The organism is Kribbella sp. VKM Ac-2568 (genome assembly GCF_004345365.1).
Classification (GTDB): Bacteria; Actinomycetota; Actinomycetes; order Propionibacteriales; family Kribbellaceae; genus Kribbella; species Kribbella orskensis.
Map to the genome: position 1 here is coordinate 424,036 of NZ_SLVF01000005.1, position 14,398 is coordinate 438,433.

The 14,398-nt window shown below is 66.1% G+C and carries 12 protein-coding genes and 3 pseudogenes; 6 read left to right on the top strand and 9 right to left on the bottom strand.

Annotated elements, in window-relative coordinates:
• Window positions 1-14: 14 nt before the first annotated feature.
• Window positions 15-968, bottom strand: a complete 954-nt coding sequence (locus tag EV648_RS16515; protein ID WP_199234659.1) for an alpha/beta fold hydrolase — start codon at window positions 966-968, stop codon at window positions 15-17.
• An 881-nt stretch (window positions 969-1,849) separates the two neighbouring features.
• Between EV648_RS16515 and EV648_RS16520 the strand changes: the two genes are divergently transcribed.
• Window positions 1,850-3,658 carry a glycoside hydrolase family 15 protein gene (locus tag EV648_RS16520; protein WP_132291588.1) on the top strand — a complete coding sequence of 603 codons (1,809 nt, stop codon included), beginning with the start codon at window positions 1,850-1,852 and terminating at the stop codon, window positions 3,656-3,658.
• A 372-nt stretch (window positions 3,659-4,030) separates the two neighbouring features.
• Here the strand turns inward: EV648_RS16520 and EV648_RS16525 are convergent.
• Window positions 4,031-4,838: pseudogene (locus EV648_RS16525) on the bottom strand (transposase family protein).
• A 596-nt stretch (window positions 4,839-5,434) separates the two neighbouring features.
• The gene (locus EV648_RS16535) at window positions 5,435-6,640 is read right to left on the bottom strand and encodes an epoxide hydrolase family protein (protein ID WP_199234660.1); all 1,206 of its coding nucleotides are present in this window, start codon (window positions 6,638-6,640) and stop codon (window positions 5,435-5,437) included.
• Between the two features lie 291 nt (window positions 6,641-6,931).
• On the opposite strand from EV648_RS16535, the pseudogene EV648_RS16540 reads away from it, so the two are divergent.
• Together EV648_RS16540 and EV648_RS16545 are read left to right on the top strand one after the other, a co-directional pair.
• A pseudogene (locus EV648_RS16540) lies at window positions 6,932-7,132 on the top strand (ATP-binding protein); the annotation flags it as partial.
• A 571-nt stretch (window positions 7,133-7,703) separates the two neighbouring features.
• Window positions 7,704-8,387, top strand: a complete 684-nt coding sequence (locus tag EV648_RS16545) for a hypothetical protein (protein ID WP_132291594.1) — start codon at window positions 7,704-7,706, stop codon at window positions 8,385-8,387.
• Between the two features lie 109 nt (window positions 8,388-8,496).
• Here EV648_RS16545 and EV648_RS16550 read toward each other — a convergent pair whose 3' ends face one another.
• The 3 genes and pseudogenes from EV648_RS16550 to EV648_RS16560 all read right to left on the bottom strand — a co-directional run bounded on the left by EV648_RS16550 (window position 8,497) and on the right by EV648_RS16560 (window position 10,489).
• Window positions 8,497-8,793: a helix-turn-helix transcriptional regulator gene (locus EV648_RS16550; protein WP_241995255.1), complete on the bottom strand. Its 297-nt coding sequence runs from the start codon at window positions 8,791-8,793 to the stop codon at window positions 8,497-8,499.
• Window positions 8,794-9,028: 235 nt separating this feature from the next.
• A pseudogene (locus tag EV648_RS16555) lies at window positions 9,029-9,268 on the bottom strand (IS1380 family transposase); the annotation flags it as partial.
• Window positions 9,269-9,835: 567 nt separating this feature from the next.
• Window positions 9,836-10,489 carry a hypothetical protein gene (locus EV648_RS16560; protein ID WP_199234662.1) on the bottom strand — a complete coding sequence of 218 codons (654 nt, stop codon included), beginning with the start codon at window positions 10,487-10,489 and terminating at the stop codon, window positions 9,836-9,838.
• Window positions 10,490-10,842: 353 nt separating this feature from the next.
• Between EV648_RS16560 and EV648_RS43255 the strand changes: the two genes are divergently transcribed.
• Entirely contained in the window at window positions 10,843-11,208 is a 366-nt protein-coding gene (locus tag EV648_RS43255; RefSeq protein ID WP_132291597.1) for a PIN domain-containing protein, read from the top strand.
• Here EV648_RS43255 and EV648_RS43260 read toward each other — a convergent pair.
• Window positions 11,193-11,366, bottom strand: a complete 174-nt coding sequence (locus EV648_RS43260) for a hypothetical protein (protein WP_199234663.1) — start codon at window positions 11,364-11,366, stop codon at window positions 11,193-11,195. The genes EV648_RS43255 and EV648_RS43260 overlap by 16 nt on opposite strands.
• A gap of 36 nt (window positions 11,367-11,402) precedes the next feature.
• Here EV648_RS43260 and EV648_RS43265 point away from each other — a divergent pair, with 36 nt between their 5' ends.
• On the top strand, window positions 11,403-11,573 hold the full coding sequence (locus EV648_RS43265; protein WP_199234664.1) for a hypothetical protein: 171 nt from the start codon (window positions 11,403-11,405) through the stop codon (window positions 11,571-11,573).
• A 12-nt stretch (window positions 11,574-11,585) separates the two neighbouring features.
• Here EV648_RS43265 and EV648_RS16570 read toward each other — a convergent pair whose 3' ends face one another.
• Window positions 11,586-12,404, bottom strand: coding sequence for a helix-turn-helix domain-containing protein (locus tag EV648_RS16570; RefSeq protein WP_132291600.1), 819 nt, complete (start codon window positions 12,402-12,404; stop codon window positions 11,586-11,588).
• Between the two features lie 147 nt (window positions 12,405-12,551).
• Between EV648_RS16570 and EV648_RS16575 the strand changes: the two genes are divergently transcribed.
• The gene (locus tag EV648_RS16575; protein ID WP_132291603.1) at window positions 12,552-12,962 is read left to right on the top strand and encodes an Ohr family peroxiredoxin; all 411 of its coding nucleotides are present in this window, start codon (window positions 12,552-12,554) and stop codon (window positions 12,960-12,962) included.
• Between the two features lie 379 nt (window positions 12,963-13,341).
• On the opposite strand, the gene EV648_RS44115 is transcribed toward EV648_RS16575, so the two are convergent.
• Window positions 13,342-14,205 carry an Imm21 family immunity protein gene (locus EV648_RS44115; protein ID WP_241995257.1) on the bottom strand — a complete coding sequence of 288 codons (864 nt, stop codon included), beginning with the start codon at window positions 14,203-14,205 and terminating at the stop codon, window positions 13,342-13,344.
• Between the last annotated feature and the right edge of the window lie 193 nt (window positions 14,206-14,398).

Below are 14,398 nucleotides of genomic sequence, written 5' to 3' on the forward strand. Positions count from 1 at the left end.
CGAGACACGGTCAGCTACCGAACCGCGCCAGCATGCGGCGCGCCCGACGCGGCCGACCCGTCCCGGTACGGAGCCAGGAACGCGGCCAGCGCCGCCACCGTCTCCTCGGGGGCCTCCTCGGCGAACCAGTGGCCGGCGCCGGCGATGACCGCAGTTTGTACGTCGGTCGCGAGGGACTTCATCGCGTCGCCGACCGCGTTAGCGTGGCTTGCCTCCCCGCCGATCCCCAGGACCGGCATCCTCAGCGGCCGCTTCGCGCGCTTCGCGTTCTGCGCCATCATGGTGTCCCATTCGCGATAGAACGCGAAGGTGCCGCGCAGGGAGTCGGGGTTGGTGAGCAGGCCAACGTAGTAGGCGACGACGTCATCCGGGAGCTTCGTCGCGGCCTGGATGGCGAACTCGTAGCCGAAGTAGAGGTCCTCCCGTCCCACGGCGAGCTGCTCGTTCAGCTTGTCGAGCCGGTTGACGGCGATGTGCCAGAGCTTGTTGTTCACCGCCGCGGGAAGGAAGAGAGGCGGTTGTGGAACCGCCCCAGGGGGCCCGGGAACCTCAGCGAGGGCCACACGCTCGACGCGGTGCGGGTGATCGGCGGCCAGCGCGTAACTGATCGGGAGCCCGGTGTCCGTGCCGACCACGGCGAACCGCTGGTGGCCGAGCGCGTCCATCAGCGCGACCAGGTCGTTTGCGAGATTGCCGGGGTCGTACCCATCCTGGGGCTTGTCAGTCAACCCGATGCCGCGCTGGTCCGGTGCGATGACCTCGAAGTGCCGGGCCAGCGCCGGCATCACCAGGCGCCAGGCGTACCAGTTCTGCGGCCAACCGTGCACCAGCAGCAGCGGCGGCCCGTCACCCCCGATGACTACGTGCTGGCGAATTCCACCAGCCCGGATGAACCTGCTGGTGAACGTGTCGGTGAATCCGGCCGGGAGGTTCGGCGCTCCGGAGACGGAGCCGCGAAGGTTTGTCACTCGCTTTGGGGAGCTGGCGGCCGAGGCGGCAGACGATGCCCACCCGCCAAGCAGCGAGATGCCGGCAGCAGCCCCTGCGCCGCGGGTGAAGGCGCGACGCGAAAGCCCGTGCCGGGCTTCATTTGACGACGACTCTGGGCCGGGGCCGTCCTGGGTGGGTGGCTCCGTGGGAGAGGTGTTCATGAGGATCTCCGTTCAAGTCCGACCGGTTGTGGTCTCGTGACGCCAGCCTGGTCGTCTCATCTGAATCTCGCGCCCAGGGAATCCCCGGGTCTCCTCCCGGGTCCCAAGCACGGTGCCTACTCCAGCTTCTGCATCGTGAGTCGATCTGGCATCCGCCCAGGCGTCGGATCGTTCCACTTGGGAGACCGGCGCGACGACGCGACGGCGAGAGACGACACGTCACGGCCTAGCACGACGGGATGCCGTTGGGATGCGCTGGTGGTTGGTCGTACTGACTCCCGCCGCTGCCCAGCAGGAGCGAGCTTCCCGGCGTGTGGACCAGCCGGGACGTCACCAGCCTCACACAGATCCCGCACCGGCTCCTGGTGCTCGACATCGGCGTCGTGCACCGCACGATGGCCGGAAGTCGTAGTTGGATATGCACCAATCCTTCGACGGGCCGTGGGCCGACCCCGCGCACCACAGCGGCGGGATCCGAAGCGGCCGGCTCTACCAGCCGACCGGAGCCATCGTCGCCACCACGTCCGTGCCTCAGCATGCGATAGGACGACGAAGACACCCTAGTCCGGTCCTCGTGCTCTCTCGTGGCTACGGGGACCTCCGCCCGGGCATTGACCCGGGTCTTCACTGGGGCGACGGGCCGCCCGATCCGCGACGGTTGCTGCAAGAGTGGTTCGCCGCAGGCAGAGGAGCCGATGATGACGCAGCAGATCGAGGACTACGCGCTCATCGGCGATCTCCGCACCGCCGCCCTTGTCGGCCTCGATGGATCCATCGACTGGCTATGCCTCCCAAGATTCGACTCACAGGCCGTGTTCGCGGCGCTCCTGGGCGATGCCCGGAACGGCCGATGGGCCCTGGCGCCTCAGACGGGCGGACGCTGCACGCGCCGCCGCTACCGTGGCGACTCGCTCATCCTCGACACCGAATGGATCACCCCGGACGGTGCCGTACGAGTCACCGACTTCATGTCACCCACAAGCACAGGGCCTCAAGTAGTTCGCATTCTGGAGGGGTTGGCGGGCGAGGTTCCCATGCACATGTGCATGGTCCCCAGAATGGATTACGGCAAGGTCGTGCCGAGCCTCCGTAGCGTCGGAGGGCACTTCATCGCAACCGCAGGACCAGACTCCGTGTGGCTGAGAAGCGACGTCGCTCTGACCGCAACGCACGGCACCCTGGCCGGCGACTTCGTGGTTCCGGCGGGTCAGCAGATTTCCTTCGCCTTTGGATACACCCCCACACCGGAGCTCGTCCTTCCCACAGTCGATGCCGCCGCCAGCCTCGCGGCCACCGAAACCTACTGGCGCGAATGGGTGAGCAAGTGCACTTACTCCGGTCCCTGGGCAGACGCAGTCAAGCGATCCCTCATCACCCTGAAAGCGCTCACTTTCGCCCCGACCGGCGGCATCCTGGCCGCAGCAACAACGTCGCTCCCCGAACAGATCGGCGGTTCACGCAACTGGGACTACCGTTTCTGCTGGTTGCGCGACGCGGCCTTTACGCTGCAGGCGTTCCTCGCCACTGGATATGTCGAAGAAGCCTCCGCGTGGCGTGACTGGTTGGTGCGGGCGGTCGACGGCGACCCGAGCGGGACGCAGATCATGTATGCCGTCGACGGCGCGCGCCACCTGCCCGAACTGACGCTGGACTGGCTGCCCGGACACGCCGGCTCCTCACCTGTGCGCATCGGCAATGGGGCGGCAACCCAACGACAGAACGATGTTTGGGGCGAAGTCCTCGACGCGCTGCACGCGACCCGCGACGCAGAAGATCCGCCGCGCCCAGTAGAGGCACATCTGGAACGGACTCTGCTCACACAACTTGAACGGAACTGGGCCGAACCCGACAACGGCATCTGGGAGGTCCGTGGACCGCAACGACACTTCGTTCACTCCAAACTGATGGCTTGGGTCGGGGTGGACCGAGCTGTCCGCGTCCTCGAGAAGCACCACACGGGCGGATCCCTGAACGAACTGCGTGATCTCCGGGAGGCAATCCACACCGAAATCTGCCACCGGGGATTCAGCCAGTCGCGACGAGCATTCACCCAGTCCTATGGTTCCGCGCGTCTGGACGCATCGGTCCTCCTCATGCCGCGCTACGGATTCCTACCCTGGGCAGACCCGCGCATGGTCGACACAGTCGACGCCATCCAACGAGACCTCACCCGCAACGGACTCGTCCTCCGCTACGCCGTTGGCAACGAGGGCACCAATGTCGACGGCGTCCACGGCGAGGAAGGTGCCTTCTTGGCGTGCTCCTTCTGGCTTGTCGACGCCCTGCACGGAATCGGCCGTACGGATGACGCCGCCGAGCTGTTCGACCGCCTATTGTCCCTGCGCAACGACGTCGGCCTTCTCAGCGAGGAATATGACCCGATCACCGGACGCCACCTCGGCAATACGCCACAAGCCCTCAGCCACGCCGGCCTCGTCACCACTGCGCTCCACCTCGCCACCCCATCGGCCCACGACAGGCGAGTACCAACCGCTGACGTGGCATGAAGCCGCCAGCTGAGTTGCCATCCGGTGACGACGATGCGCCCTGCCCCGCGAGTCGCTCAGTCGTACCTGCGACGGCGTGCATTCGATGCGCGCTGTCCCGGGTGGTAACTGTTGTCGCGAACGATGGCGTCGACTTCACATCGTCCATGACGGTCCGGCCTCGAAGACAAGAAGTTGAACTCGGCCTGGAAGAGCGCCACGAACGGGGTCAACTGGACGTGAGGTCGCACAGGAAGAGCCCTGAACAGCAGGGCACCGGTACCAGCCGTGTCGCGGGCCGGTGCCGATGCCCTGCTCTGACTCAGGCAGCGCGGCGGGCTGGTCCGCTTCCGATGCACATAGATGTCTCACAGAAGGTTTAGTGAGGTCTTCTCACCGGGCTGGTCTTTGGGGTTTGAGTAGCACCAGTGCTGCGGTGGTGATCTGGCCGATTCTCCAGGGGTCGAGGGTGACGCGCTCGAGGGCTTTCCAGGTGCGTTGAGCAGGGCGTTGGCGCGTTCTGCCGGGGCGCGTAGTGCGTTGATCGTCCGGTTCCGGGTGTGATTGTCGGTGGCGAGGTTGTTGCCCTTGGTGGGGGCGTGGATCCCGGCGCCTGCGCCTGCGTAGCCCTTGTCGGTCGGGTGGGCAGGCCGTGGGTGGCGGCCGGGTACAGCGCTGGCAGGGCGTGGATCCGGGCGGCGGTGATGTCGTGGGTGGAACCGGGCTCGACGTCGCTGACCCCCACCGGGTATCCGGTCGGGTCGGTCAGCACCTGGACGTTCCCGCCGTGCTGCTTGTGCTTGCCCGAGTACCACAGGTCATGGCCGGCCTGCGACGGTGCGCTGACACGCGTGGATGGAATCAAGGTTCCGTCCAGGCAAACGAACGCCCAGCCCTGGCGCAGGCCCTCGGCCAGAACGTCGGGCAGGTCGGGTGCCTGATCGGCGATCACGTCGATCGCTTCGTGCAGGTACCGGGATGCGGTGGCGACACTCACGCCGGCGTCGCGGGCCAGGCTCGGTACGTCGATGGCTTCATTGACCCAGCGCAGCGCCATGACCGCTTGCACGAACGGGGTCGCGACTCGCTGCCACGGACGTGCGTCGTGTGTGTTTCGATAATTGCTCAGCCAGCGCGCGACCTGGTAGGCGGTTTCTGCGGGGACGTCGAGGGTGGCACGCGCCGGGACCCCACGCCCCACGCACGACACGCCCCTGTTCACCACAACGTTGCCTCAGACAACGGCACCACGCGGCCAGGGAGCTGCACGCGGCAGCCGGGGCCGTCCGGTTCTGCCTTCTGATCAGCTGGTTCCGATCGTCGGCCGCGGCGGCGTTCGAGTTCTGGACGATCTCGAGCAGATGTCGCGCATGCTCACGCTCGGCTCGACTCGATGCCCTTCAGTGCGGCATGCATCGCGCGCCAGGCCAGGTACTCGCGGTCGATGGGGCCGACGACCAAGCCCATGACCATCAGCGAGACTAGGAGCGCAACGAGCCAACGCGGCAGGTCCAGGGTGTGCAACGGCAGGCTATCGCGCGCCGAACCAGGTCGAGCTCGGGCTCGAACGAGAACTCGGGGGTGTGCACGCCGATCACCAGCAGCCTGTCGTTTCGATAGGCCTGTGACCACGCCCGTATGTACGGCTCCTGGCGCAACCAGTTGATGCACGCCAGCGACCAGAAGGTCACCAGCACGGCCTGGCCGAGCAGCTCGGCGGGGCCGAGTGGCTCCGAGTTCAAACCTCTCGGTCCCGCCGTCGAGCGAGGGCTTGCGCAGTCGGTCGAACACGATCGTCTAGCGGAGCGACCTGAAGGCAGCGCGAACCTCTTCGGAGAACAGCTGCGGCTGTTCCCAGGCCGCGAAGTGGCCGCCCTTGTCGGCCTTGTTGTAGTAGATGAGCTTGGGGTACGCCCGCTCTGCCCAACTCCGCGGGGTTTGAACGACCTCGTCAGGAAAGGCGCTCACTGCGACCGGGATGGCGACGTGCTTCGGTGCAAAGAAGGCGAACTTGTTCTCCCAATAGATACGCGCCGATGACACGGCCGTGTTGGTCAGCCAGTAGAGCGTGACGTTGTCGAGCACGTCGTCTCGCGTGAGGCCCTCGGTCTGGCCGTCGAAGACGCGGGCAATAAGTGCGTGACTGGCCGCGTCGTGGTCGAGCATCCACGCGGCCAGCCCGACGGGTGAATCGGCGAGTCCGTACAGCGTCTGCGGTCGGGTTGACTGCTCCTGGGCGTAGGCGACCCCGTGCGTGTAGAAAAAGCCCAGCTGCTCGCACGCGCGTTGTTCGTCGGCTGAGAGATCGGATGGCAGCGGGTTACCGGTCTGAACTGCCTGGTCGATCTCCGGTGGCACCGTGAACGGCCAGGTGACGTGAATGCCGAGCAACTCCGGCGGCGCCTGCGTACCCATCACATCCGCGACCATCCCACCCCAGTCGCCGCCCTGGGCCACGAACCTCGTGTAGCCGAGACGCCTCATCAGCTCCACCCACGCCCGCGCGATGCGGTCGGGGCTCCAGCCGGTGGTGGTCGGTTTGCCCGAGAACCCGTAGCCCGGCAGCGAGGGGATGACGACGTCAAAAGCGTCTGCGGCACTCCCGCCGTGTGCCGTTGGATTCGTCAGTGGATCGATGATCTTCAGCTGTTCGATGATCGAGCCGGGCCACCCGTGGGTGACGATGAGCGGCAACGCATCCTCGTGGTCCGAACGAACGTGGATGAAATGGATGTCGAGCCCGTCGATCTCCGTGACGAACTGCGGCAAAGGCTTCAGCCTCGCCTCGCATGCGCGCCAGTCGTACCCGGTCTCCCAGTAGCGCGCGAGTGCCTGGATCGTCGCGAGCTGCACGCCCTGGGACTGATCGTCGACGGGCTCCCTTTCGGGCCAGCGCGTGGCCGCGATGCGCGCACGCAGCTCCTCGAGGTCCGCCTCGGTGGCCTCGAATGTGAACGGACGGATCGCGCTGGCGTCCGCTTGCGTTTCGGTGACGGCAGTCATGTGCCTCTCCTGGGTCTTGGGGGTCGGTGACGCCACCAGCCTGCTCGTGCCGCGCATGAGTTGCGCCCGTGGAATACCCCGGCCACTTCACTGGTCTCTCGAGGTCGCCTCGTCGGGAGCGCGCGCAGAGTTCTCCATGGTGGGCATTGCCCGCTCGTGAATGTCACGCAGTGACGCGTGACTCCTCCCCCCGTCGACCGCCGCCCGTGGCGATAGCCGGACCTCAGGGCTGGGTCCAGCTCTAGCCGAAAGACGGATCGGTAGGAGGCGCAGAGCCAGGTCGTAGCCGACCTCGACGCCGCCTACGAACGCCGCAGCATCGCCGTCACATCCAACCTGCACCCGTCCGGGTTCGACACCATCATGCCCAAAACACTGGCCACCGCGACCGTCGACCGGCTCCTACACCAGGCCCACGTCGTCCTCACCGAAGGCACCTCACTCCGCCTGTCCGAGGCCACCGCAGGACAAGGAGTGATGCCCCTGAACTGACCCCCTACAAGACGATCAGTTGTCCGCGGACAACGAGATCAACTCTCCGCCGGCAAGGAGACCAACCGTCCACCCACAGGGAAGTCCCGCTGTCCGTTGACAGTTGTCGGGCGCATTGCAGCCATCCCCCGAAGGGAGACCAGGCGCAAGTCCAGACGAGAGATGTTCAGTCCTTCTGTCGCGCTGATCGTCATGATCCCGAAGCGGGGAGCGCCTGTAACCGTCGGTGAGAACCATGACGACGGCGGCGGTGAGGTCAGATCGACGGCAGTGGGTAGTGCTCGGCGGTCGCCGTCAGCCCCGAACGTAGCGCTCGGTTGTCCCATCGCGGACCAGAGCACTCCCGGGCAACGTCCCGTGATTTCACGGGGCGGCGCCGCAGCCCGCTGCGCGATCGTGAGGCAGTACCAACGTGTGCAGGGGCTTGGCCCAGACGAGTCGTCATGTAAAGCCCGCGGACGTCGCGCAAGACGTCGCTCGCGGCCCTGTGACCTGTTGGCCTGGGCCTACCCCGAGACCAGCACAACAGCCGTGCGTCGGGTGCGGCTGCGGTTCACGAAAGGAACTGCTCATGTCCATCAAGCGCAAGGTGCTGACCGGTGCGGCGACGCTGACCATGGTCGGCGCTGTGACCACGGTGGGGACGGTCTTCGCGAGCGCCGCCACCCCAGAGTGCGGCGACGTCTGCATCTCCGTCTTCAGCAAGGTGCTCGGCGCGCCGGCCCACCCCAGCTTCGTCGAGGCCGTGCTTGGCGGGGTTGCGACCGTCGGCCAGCCGCTGATCTTGAAGCAGGCCAGCGGCTCGGACACTGACCCTTCGGAAGACATCATCCCGTACGGGGGCTCCGTCTCTGCCTTCTATGCGGCAGGGATGGTGTCCGCGGAGGTGAACAGTCACTACGGCAGCCTGACGGCTGTGCAGCAAGAGTATGCGCCGCTCGGGGTGCCCAGTGGCCTGTGCGTGGGCTTGGCGAGCGTCGCATACCAGGACGAGCCGCTCACCTTGCAGCCGTGCAGCGTTCCGGCCACGACCGTGTGGATCCTCAATCCCGCCCTGTCGCAGGCCCCGGGTACTTCCCCATCATCAACGCATCGACTCCGGAGTTCAGCCACCCGTTCGCGATGGACCTGCGGCAGGACGCAATCGCGAGCGATCACCAGAGGCTGGAAATCCATGCCCGCCGCCTGCAGTTCCTCACCGACGAGAACATGCTGCCGGACAGCCAGCTGTGGAGCGCTCATCGCGGCGAACTGAAGTAGCAGGCCAGCCCAAGCCCACAGCGACCCAGATAGTGGCGACGTCCCCGCCCGGGGCGGCGCCACCGTCCTGCTCGGCCGCGGCGAGCGGAGATGATGGCCCCCGCTCAGGCTGTCCCGGTCTGCTGCGGGTACTTGCGCTTCGTTGGGGAGGCGACAGGCGCGATCGTGCCGGGGTATGCCGGTCGACGCTCAGACGCTTGCGACGGGACGGCCGCGTCGTACGCGGCCTTGGTCGCGTCGGTGACGCTTGCGGGGGCAGTGACAACGGCTCCGTCATCACGCAGCGCTCCTCCAAGCTGCCCGCGCCTGTTGATGCCGAGCTTGGAGAACACCTTGCCCAGATGCCACTCAACGGTTCGCGGACTCACGAACAGCTGCGCGGCAATCTCCGGCGTCGACATCCCGCCACAAGCCAGAACGCGATCTGAGCCTCCTGCGCGGTCAGGTCATCACGAGTCTCAACAGTGCGCTTGCGCACCGTTGTCCCGGTCGCCGCCAGTTCTCGGCGGGTGCGCTCGGCAAACCCCGCCGCGCCCATCGCGGTGAACATCTCGTGCGCTTCGTTCAACTCCCGGCGCGCGTCCACCCTGCGACCAGTCCGTCGAAGCCACTCCCCGTACAACAGACGAGCACGAGCCGCAACAGGCCCAGGTCGTCGATGCTGTCCGCGCCGCCCACCATCCCCGCGACCAGCGAGGCCACCTTCAACCCGGCGTTGGCACCCTTGTCGGTCGGCACACTCAGATGCTCATCGGCCAGCGACCGCAGCCCCGCCTGCTGAGCCAACGCAACGATCGGCACCAAGCCACCGGCCGACACGAGATTCGGATCGTCGAACACCGCTGAAACAGCCCGCGGAGTATGAGAGAGTTGCATCTCAGAGATGCCCTTCCGGCTGTGACTTTTGGGACCTTAGACAAGTCCAATTTTCCCAGCACGTAAGGGCATTCTCGCGTTACGACCCGCTCACCCAGGCCCCAACATCGGTGGATCCAGGCTTATGCGGTGTCGCCGGTCTCCGGCCCGGAGCCACTTGGCGGGTGTAGCCGCCGCCCGCATGGCGTCGAGGCGCGAGGCACCGCCAGCAGGCAGGCTCGGGACCGGCGACACTGCGAGCCTCCTCGAGCTCCGCAGCCAAGACTTCAACGTCACCCCTTCTGAGGACAACCCTCTGTCTCGGCTTCTCCGGATAAACCCTAGCCCGTGGGTCTGTGACGCCAGACTCGATCGAGTCTGGCGTCCATGGCTTCCCAACGGCAGACTGACCGCGAGCGGCGCGACCACCGCACCACCGTCGCGTCGCTCACTCAGACTGTGTCTCCAGCGCGACGAAGCGATTGCTTCTCATGCCGCGTTTGACCGGCAAAGCCGCCCCACCCACAGCTCCACTGACGCTGGGGCAGCCGGACTCCCAGGTTGTCCGTCGGGCCTGGCCTGACGTCTTCAGCCGAGGGAAAGCAACCGTTCCTCCAGGAGTGGCCCGATCTGGTCGATGGTTTCGCCCAGATCGAGCCAGGACTGCTCACGCGCCGCCGGCTCGTCCATCCTGGCCACGGCCAGACTGAACACACCCGTCAGCACGTCCCGCCGCCCATCCAGCTGCACCACCGACAGCCCGAACTCCACGGCAAGACCGGTCCGCACCACCTGCGCCCTACCCGGATCATCCGCCAGCGGCATGCCACCTGTGAGGAACTTCGGCTCCTCGGTGATCTTCAACCACTCGACCTTGGCCACTTCGACCTGCTGCACCAGCAACTCCTCGATCCTGTCGCGCACCGCTCGCCCGGGCTGATCTCCCAGCCAGCCGAGCCAATGATCAGCCTTGGTGAGCAACTCAAAGTCGTCCCGCGGCCGCCCATGCCGCTTGTTAGGCACGAACTCACCAGTGAGCCGCCCCGCCTCGTCGACCCGCCAACCCCCACGAATCGCCTCCGGCGGCACATAACCGTTCGGATCGTCGACCCAGTCCCCATCGATCTCGTAAACCCACCCACCCGGATTCCGCGCCGCCTCAGCTACCAGCCCGTCAGACGGTATACGCCGCCGCTTGAATATGCTCACCAAGCCCAGTCTGCCCCACGGCCACCGGCTCACTCTGCACAGCGGGTTCTGTGTCCAGTAGGCGCTTGAGGCGCTGCGTGCACCGGGCGAGGCCGTGTACTCAGGCGCCGGCGGACATGAATCGGAGGAAGCGGCTCCCCAACGGGGTTGCGAAAGTCCGCGTATCGGAAGGCTCCGTCCAGTTGTCCTCCAGCGAGCTGAAGCCGAGACACAGGCGGGCATTGGTCAGGTCATAGATCAAGAGGTCACGCCACTCTCGATCGCCGTTCACGTAGGGGCAACCACCTCAAGCATCGCCGCAAGGTTCACGTGCGCGCTGTGCAGCCCGGCTCGGCCAACTACCGCCGGAGACGACTTCGGCGGCGCTGGCGTCGGACACGCTGCAGGTGCTCGACGAACTGGCGCACCAAGTTCCGCTGATAGGCGCGAAGGCCACTCGGAACTTCGACGAGATCCTTGAGCTGCTCACCAAGGGGGAGCAGATCGAGCCGACGGATGATGAGCGCAGTCGCGTTGTCCAGCGCGGACTCGACAAGGCCGCTCCATTCCATCGATCCCGCAACAGCGTGGCCGACGCGCTGCTGATCGAGCTGTACGCGTCCGCTTCCGGCAGAGCTGATCTTTCGACAGATCCACACGGTTTCGTGACCTCAAATTCCGACGACTTCTCAACACCGCAGGGCGACAAGCGAGAGCCGCACCCCGACCTGGCCAACATCTTCGGTGCGGGATCCAGCTACGGCCTTGTGTAGACGGACTGAGGCAGGTCCTCGCCGAGAACCTCGGAGAGGAACTTGAAGAGCTGTTCGCAGACACAGACGTCGTCGAGGAGCCTCGCCGCCTGGACGAGATCCAAGAAGCGGAGAACGAGCTCTTCGACCGGATCTGGTACCAGCGCTCCATCAATCATCTGTCTCGACTTGAAGACACTGGTGATCAGCAGGCGATGGACAACCTGCTGGCCGTCGCCGGCCCACCGATCCAGAGAGTCGAAGACCGCTACGGAGGCCCCGCCGAGCTCGGCCCGTCCGACGACTTCGAATGGGGGATGCTCAACGGAAAGCTGTCAGCCCTCAGGTGGGTCCTGGGCGCCGAATGGGACTTCCTCGACACCTAGTGCGCGAGCGCTTCATCTGCTGACCTTCCTCGCGGCACTGGTGTCCGCCAGTTCGCGCAGCCGGGCCGCGCTCGTGGTATCGGCAGGAAGGAAGGTCTCGATCGCAAGACTCGCGGCGGTGACTTCGAGAGGAGCGCCGATCGTGGCGATCAAGGTGAACAGCCGGACGTTGCCCAGTCGAGTACGAAGGTCGAGGGTGACCATCGGCTGCTGAATTCCTGTCGCCGGCGCCTGATCGGGTAAATAGGACTCGACTTCATCGATCAATTCCGCGAGCGCTTTGTCCGCGTTTTCGCGGCTCTTGCGTTTCAATTGGTAGATCAGCGGAATACTGCAGGCGGCGGTCATGGAGGAGACACTCGGCAGGCCGTCGGGATGTGCGGACAGCCGCAGCATGTTTACTGGTGGTTTCAAGAGTTCGGGATCCACACCTGCCCACAGCAAGGAGGCCGCATCGTTGGCCTCGATCAGGTTCCACAGTCCGTCGACGATGAGGGCCGGGTTGGGCATGTGCGCGTCGAGCAATCGGTGCAGTGATTCGCGCAGCGGCCTCATCGCCTCGGCCTCGTAAGGCTGGTTGAGGTAGACCGGAGCGAAGCCACCCGCCAACAGCAGTCGGTTCCGTTCAGCCATGGGCAGATCGAGCTGGTGCGAGAGGTGGATCAGCAGTTGCCGGCTGGGCCGCGCACGACTCGTCTCCACGAAGCTGAGATGCTTCGTCGACATCTCGGCCTGCAGAGCCAGGTCGAGCTGACTCAGTCGCCTGCGCATGCGCCAGAAGCGAATCAGCTCACCGACGGTCTGTGGCTCTTCCAGAAGTTCAGCAGTCATGGTCACTCCAGCCTACGACGCGGCCCACCAACCAACCATTACCTGCCAGGTAACGCGTATTGCCGCACCTAAGAGGTAATTGAGATGGCTCCCTGCCCTCGCTGATCGTGGACCTCGTTCACGATCACGCCCTTCGGAGGGAACGCCATGAACCCCACCTACACAGCCATCGCCACGTCGTCCGGTCGCGACGCTCGAGCCGTCACCTCGGACCGACGCCTGGACCTCAAGCTCGCACTACCCAAGGAGATGGGCGGAACGGGCGACGGCACCAACCCTGAGCAGTTGTTCGCCGCGGGCTGGGCGGCCTGCTTCTCCACCACGATGGACCTCATCGCACAGCGCATGGGACTGGACGCCAGGGACGTCGCTGTGACCGCCGAGGTCAGTCTCGTCCCCAACGGTCCGGGGTTCGCCCTGGCCGCCGTCCTCCGGGTCGAGCTGCCCGATCACCTCAGGGGGGAAGCCGGCAAGAAGTTGCTGGAGGCAACACACCGCTCCTGCCCGTACTCCCTGGCCACCCAGGGAAACGTGCCGGTCGAAATCGTCGTCGAGTAACTGATAACGAGCGAGTCCCATCCTTGGCCGTTCAGATTTTGCTGTGCCCGGCTCTGGTCTCCATTCCCGGTCCGCTTTGCTGGTTGAGCAAGGCCACGGAGAGCGGAGCGTAGCACCTCACCTTTCCCTCCGTCCGTGGATCCACCAGCGGACTGTGCACATGGAAGACCGTCCACACCCGTTTCCTGGCCCGTCGGCCGCCACGGCGCCTTGTCGGCAGGCCGGGCGAGCAGCCCGATGCAGACCGGCTCCGACCCCGGGTCCGGTGAGCGGACTCCGGGGGCAGCGAGTTCGGCAGGTGCCACTCGCTCCGCGACGAGAGCGCGGAGCGCAATTCCTCGACTGCCCGCCGGAGTTCGGCGCTCATTCGGTCACATCTCTACCGGACGGTCAGCCTGATCAGTACGAGCCAGGTGTCGTCGTCCGGCTCCACGTACGCGGACTCGACCCGGTAGTGCCCCGGCGCGAGATCAATGCGGAGGGACGCAGTGCTGTCGAGATCCTCGGCGGAGTACGCGGAATCGAAGAGGACGACAGGCCCCGGCACCTCCCAGTCGGTCGGCTCCTCCCACTCCGCCACTTCCAGCCCCTGCCCGAGGGCCGCAAGCGCGGCCTCCTCGCTGTCGGCGGCCACGCGGCGTACGAAGAGCGAGTGTTCCGGGAGGAAAGCAGTCGGGGCGGGCGCGTCGCCGAGAACGAGGGCCGCCGTGCCGCCAACGTCGATCGCTCCGGCGTAGCCGTCCACCGCACACGCCCGCCCGTAGTCACCGGCCTCCTCGTCGAACTCGTCGGCCTCCTCATCCACGTCGTCGGCCCCCTTCCACGCTCCGAGTACTGACTCGGGCACGGCGATCAGCGGACCGCCGCCGGAATCAATCCACTCCACAGTTCTCATCTCCCTGCCGTGTGGAAAGCGCGGGCTGGCCGCAGCGCTGCTTGCGCCCGGGGCGCGCTCGTTGCCACTGTTCCAGGCAGCTCCGGCCTCGATCCATTCCGTCCCGTCACCGGGCCGGATCCGGGCCAGCCCGGCGAGGCCCAATCGGCTGAGCAGGCCAAGGACGCGATCCACCACCTCGTCCCTCGGCGTCCCGGGGTCGATGTCGACGTCGAGATGTGCCCCGAACGCCCCGGACCCTGCGCCGCTCACCTCCCCGACGCCGGCCAGCGCCTCGTTCAACTCGTCCTCGACGTCGTCCCGGTCGACCGGAAGAGCCAGGTCGAACCGGATCTCGATGAAGTCCATGGCCCTACTCCCACCTCAGCAGTTCGTCGATCGAACGCATCCATCATGTTGACCGCCGTTGGGCCCTACCCTCGCAGTCGGCCAACATGCCTCAGCATCTCTGCCCACTGATCCTCGGGCCCGGTGGCGGACAGCCGGATGTACTCCGGGCCCATTACCCGAAGCCCGTCACGGACTCGGGCGGGATGTGGTT

What these genes read in the sequence shown, in the direction of transcription:
- EV648_RS16535 (WP_199234660.1), bottom strand. Translation starts at nt 6,640, where the DNA reads ATGACTGCCGTCACCGAAACGCAAGCGGACGCCAGCGCGATCCGTCCG.
- EV648_RS16550 (WP_241995255.1), bottom strand. Translation starts at nt 8,793, where the DNA reads ATGTCGACGCCGGAGATTGCCGCGCAGCTGTTCGTGAGTCCGCGAACC.
- EV648_RS16570 (WP_132291600.1), bottom strand. Translation starts at nt 12,404, where the DNA reads ATGACTGCTGAACTTCTGGAAGAGCCACAGACCGTCGGTGAGCTGATT.
- EV648_RS16545 (WP_132291594.1), top strand. Translation starts at nt 7,704, where the DNA reads ATGTCCATCAAGCGCAAGGTGCTGACCGGTGCGGCGACGCTGACCATG.
- EV648_RS43265 (WP_199234664.1), top strand. Translation starts at nt 11,403, where the DNA reads ATGGACAACCTGCTGGCCGTCGCCGGCCCACCGATCCAGAGAGTCGAA.
- EV648_RS16575 (WP_132291603.1), top strand. Translation starts at nt 12,552, where the DNA reads ATGAACCCCACCTACACAGCCATCGCCACGTCGTCCGGTCGCGACGCT.
- EV648_RS43260 (WP_199234663.1), bottom strand. Translation starts at nt 11,366, where the DNA reads ATGATTGATGGAGCGCTGGTACCAGATCCGGTCGAAGAGCTCGTTCTC.
- EV648_RS44115 (WP_241995257.1), bottom strand. Translation starts at nt 14,205, where the DNA reads ATGGACTTCATCGAGATCCGGTTCGACCTGGCTCTTCCGGTCGACCGG.
- EV648_RS16520 (WP_132291588.1), top strand. Translation starts at nt 1,850, where the DNA reads ATGACGCAGCAGATCGAGGACTACGCGCTCATCGGCGATCTCCGCACC.